The 3,381-nt window shown below is 46.6% G+C and carries 8 protein-coding genes; 1 reads left to right on the forward strand and 7 read right to left on the reverse strand.

The window, feature by feature from the left end:
* The coding region (locus H6G62_RS26350) for a hypothetical protein (RefSeq protein WP_190492888.1) at window positions 1–184 on the forward strand (184 nt) is incomplete at its 5' end.
* Between the two features lie 417 nt (window positions 185–601).
* Here H6G62_RS26350 and H6G62_RS26355 read toward each other — a convergent pair.
* The 7 genes from H6G62_RS26355 to H6G62_RS26385 all read right to left on the reverse strand — a co-directional run bounded on the left by H6G62_RS26355 (window position 602) and on the right by H6G62_RS26385 (window position 2,846).
* Window positions 602–802, reverse strand: a complete 201-nt coding sequence (locus H6G62_RS26355; protein WP_190500724.1) for a toxin-antitoxin system, antitoxin component, Xre family protein — start codon at window positions 800–802, stop codon at window positions 602–604.
* Between the two features lie 64 nt (window positions 803–866).
* A complete protein-coding gene (locus H6G62_RS26360; protein ID WP_190500725.1) occupies window positions 867–1,070 on the reverse strand; it encodes a type II toxin-antitoxin system HicB family antitoxin in 204 nt (67 codons plus the stop codon).
* Between the two features lie 172 nt (window positions 1,071–1,242).
* The gene (locus tag H6G62_RS26365) at window positions 1,243–1,473 is read right to left on the reverse strand and encodes a type II toxin-antitoxin system PemK/MazF family toxin (RefSeq protein ID WP_242052286.1); all 231 of its coding nucleotides are present in this window, start codon (window positions 1,471–1,473) and stop codon (window positions 1,243–1,245) included.
* 29 nt (window positions 1,474–1,502) lie between these two features.
* A complete protein-coding gene (locus tag H6G62_RS26370; RefSeq protein WP_190500727.1) occupies window positions 1,503–1,739 on the reverse strand; it encodes a hypothetical protein in 237 nt (78 codons plus the stop codon).
* 119 nt (window positions 1,740–1,858) lie between these two features.
* Window positions 1,859–2,092 (reverse strand): hypothetical protein, encoded by a 234-nt coding sequence (locus tag H6G62_RS26375; RefSeq protein ID WP_190500729.1) that lies wholly within the window; start codon window positions 2,090–2,092, stop codon window positions 1,859–1,861.
* 14 nt (window positions 2,093–2,106) lie between these two features.
* Window positions 2,107–2,601, reverse strand: a complete 495-nt coding sequence (locus tag H6G62_RS26380; protein ID WP_190500730.1) for a DUF3368 domain-containing protein — start codon at window positions 2,599–2,601, stop codon at window positions 2,107–2,109.
* Window positions 2,598–2,846 carry a UPF0175 family protein gene (locus H6G62_RS26385; protein ID WP_190500731.1) on the reverse strand — a complete coding sequence of 83 codons (249 nt, stop codon included), beginning with the start codon at window positions 2,844–2,846 and terminating at the stop codon, window positions 2,598–2,600. Before H6G62_RS26385 ends, H6G62_RS26380 begins: the two co-directional genes overlap by 4 nt.
* Between the last annotated feature and the right edge of the window lie 535 nt (window positions 2,847–3,381).

Genomic DNA, 3,381 nt, shown 5'->3' on the forward strand with positions numbered 1-3,381 from the left:
CCTCCGCTGGCTCAAGGGTGCCGTCAACAAAGGGCGTCCGTTGCTCCAACCCATCCCCCTGCTCACCGTTGACCCTGAACCCTGCTTTGCCTCTAAAAACGCCGAAGACCAGTACTATGACCGCATCTGGTTCTCTAGGATCCAGTCCATACGATGTCAATTGCCCCCCTGGGAGGCGGCATAAAGATGTGTCAGGCAGTCAGCTCGGCAAGTGGTTTGTCGATATTTTGTATTGCCCTGAGCCAGCATTGGCATGATTATTTATTTGGAAGTCCCTTATCCAATGATTTCCTGTAAAATCTCTGCTAGTCGCTCCCTATCTCCATAGGTCAGAGTCCCCAGTTTCATCAATATCCTTGATGTCTCTAAACTAAAAACTAGGGGTTTAAAGATCGATAGTTTCATCAATCCTGCTTGCTGCCAATCTTGAATAATGGCTTCTCCATAACCTAGTGGATTGCATATACGGCTAGTGATGACTAGCAGGATGACATCGGGTCAAGATTGTTGATACTGGTTAGAACTGATGACGACAGCAGGGCGCTTTTTCAGGGTGATACCATCGCTGAATGGGAAGGGAACTATCACGAGATCGGCGAAGCTATAGCTGGTCATATACGGCATCCTCTTCGTTGTCCCAAATCTGGGCTAGAGAAGCTTCCGAAAGACGCGATATAGCCAGAGTTTCACTCTGTTGCTGTTCCCGCATTAGCAGAAAATCAATGAAGTCATTGACCGCTTCACGGTGTTCTGATGAAAGTGCTTCTAGTTTTTGAATCAAGCTCTGAGATTGGGATTGCATACTCGGCTCCACTATTTGTGTAATAGGCGATCAGCCTCATCGGCATTCATTCTCCTGAGTCGGGTCATCCAACCGTAACCTCACGGATGATCGCGCAAGGTAGGAGATCAATGGTATCAGGTTGTAAATAAAGATCGATGGCTTCTCGGATACTCTCAAGGGCTTCTTCTCGGGTCTGGCCAGCAGAAGTACATCCGGGAAGTTCTGGACACCAAATGGCCCACTCGCCTGTTTCTGGATCGGGTTCGAGGATGACTCTCCACTTCATAGGTGCTGTTTATTTGTTTGGATGATGTAAAACTATTTCACATCGTAGCAGAACGATTGCGGTGTTCAGATGCAGCAACGTGTTAGCTTGCGTTGCTACAGATACAGGATTGTTCGTAGTCCATCATCGATTTCCTCCTGCAAGTTGTTTGGCAGGGAACCAATACATTCAATCAGAAATTTTTATCGACTGTGAGAATTTGAGATATGTTAGCGACTGAAGCTCTAGGTAAGCCTGTTGCTCCTTTCGGTAACAATACATTACCTGGTGCTTCCGCCAACTGAATATTTGAAGTGATAATGACAACGATGACTGTACTGATACGGCTTTGAGTAAAGGTATCGTCTTGAACGACTAAAACAGGACGACGATATCCAGGCTCTGAACCGACTGGATCAGGCAAGTTCGCCCACCAAATTTCTCCCCGATGCATTACCAGTCCTCACGGGGGAGAGACATGAATTGCATCGTTGCCATCGTAGGATCTAGTTCAGATGGCTCTTGGGAGTAAACTTGATTCAGCTTGTCTAGAATTTGCTTACGATTGTGCTTTTTCAAATACGCTTGCAATGCTTTGGTGTAAAGCTCACTGCGTGACAAGCCTAATCGCTGAGCTAGTGCTTCTGCTTCGTCAAAAACTGGATCTGGAAGGGAAATTGCAGTTTTCATAGTGAACTCGACTATAAATTCCTACCCCTCAGTTATACCTTAGTTATACCAGGATGGCAAAAACCGCGCAGGCGGATACCAAAGGAAGATGACGATGTTGGTGTCAATCAAGTACGCCATTAGACCCAGCCTTCGCGGGAGCTTTCTAGGTATTCATCAATAACTTGCTTGGGCTGATAGGATACACCAAAGAAGCGACGTGGATCAAAAGAAGTATTTGGCCTTGTATCAGTTCTTTCTTCTCCTTCATTTTCCTGTGCTATTTCAGTCAAAACTAACTGGATAAGCTGAATTTTACCTGCATAGGAGAGGTTGGAAATTGCAGGCCATAATTCTGAAACTGATGTTGTCATAATCCACCTACGGTTTAAGTTTCATTGACTATACTCAAAACCTGATTATACAAAGCCGAAGATACTCGAAACTCTGAGGTAGCTATCAAAGCATCCATCAGAGGCTTGACAGACACAATGAGATTTTTTCGTTTTGCCTCAACTAAAATACCCAGTAGCCCAGTAATTTTGAGTCCTAATCGGTCAGCTTCTGCTCTGCCGCGACGCTCATCAATGAGTAGTAAATCTGCTTTAATTTCCAAAGCTAACGCAATGGCTTCAGACTCTCCAGGATCTAATCTCACTTCGCTTTGAAGTCGTTCAACAGTCTTGCGGTTTGTAATTAATTTGACCTCTAACCAAGTTGCTGTTTGAACTTCAACACCTCCTGGAACAGGTGGGTCGATGTCTACCAGTTCACTATAGACGGCCTCTGGAATGATGACTTGACCATAGAGGAGATGAAGGAGGTTTAGCAGGTCTATTGCCGCCAAGTTCGTGATTGCTGATGTGTCGCTGATGACAATCACAACCGCCCTAACTCCTGTAAATTTTTCAAATCTAGCTCAAAGTCTTCAACATCATAGGAATATAGTGCGATGTTGCGCTGCTTCAAGAGTTGGCGAAAATCATTCAGTGGCATATCTGCTAAACGGCTGGCATAGCCAGGGGTTAAACGACCCGTTTGAAACAGATGTATGGCAATTTCCTGGCGAAACTCGTCTGGTGTCAGTTGAGAGGCTTGCAGAATTTCATCTGAGATGACAACACTCATAGGACAGCGACCTTGCCAACCACACCTTTAGCGTAACCTAAAAAGCCCTGATGCTGAAATCCAACCTACGGTCTAGCGTCCAGTCACGTCGCCTAGCAAGGAAGTGGCCCCATTCTTCTCATGGGGGGCAATGCCCATCCTACAGACCTGCCCCAATTGTTTTTGCATTTGCCATCCGCCACGATGCAGGGCAAGGTACATAGCTTCGGTGAGGCAAGACCAGGTTGTGACCAGCGGTTTTGCCAAACGCAGAACGGAACTTTTGTAGGCTTTGTGCTGGGGCTGAGTTCGATCAACTAAACATAGCAGAACCCCTGCATCGCACAGGATCATAGCTGACTGCCTGACAGAAGTGGGTGAAAGGCTTGAAACCTCGTGCTGCGAGGGGGAAAAGGTGAGGTGACATGAGACGCTGGAATTGCATATCCCAGGGTCTTTGCCATGCCAGCCACCACCTGTCTCTATGATCAAGTGCTGTCCTTGCTGCGTCAATATAGCCATCGTCGGGATCTGCGACACCTCAAGGCCTTGGCGT

This window comes from Phormidium sp. FACHB-1136 (assembly GCF_014697375.1).
Lineage (GTDB): Bacteria > Cyanobacteriota > Cyanobacteriia > Phormidesmidales > Phormidesmidaceae > Nodosilinea.

Excerpts from the sequence above, each read along its gene's own strand:
- H6G62_RS26385 (WP_190500731.1), bottom strand. The coding sequence starts at position 2,846 with ATGAGTGTTGTCATCTCAGATGAAATTCTGCAAGCCTCTCAACTGACA.
- H6G62_RS26360 (WP_190500725.1), bottom strand. The coding sequence starts at position 1,070 with ATGAAGTGGAGAGTCATCCTCGAACCCGATCCAGAAACAGGCGAGTGG.
- H6G62_RS26355 (WP_190500724.1), bottom strand. The coding sequence starts at position 802 with ATGCAATCCCAATCTCAGAGCTTGATTCAAAAACTAGAAGCACTTTCA.
- H6G62_RS26370 (WP_190500727.1), bottom strand. The coding sequence starts at position 1,739 with ATGAAAACTGCAATTTCCCTTCCAGATCCAGTTTTTGACGAAGCAGAA.
- H6G62_RS26375 (WP_190500729.1), bottom strand. The coding sequence starts at position 2,092 with ATGACAACATCAGTTTCAGAATTATGGCCTGCAATTTCCAACCTCTCC.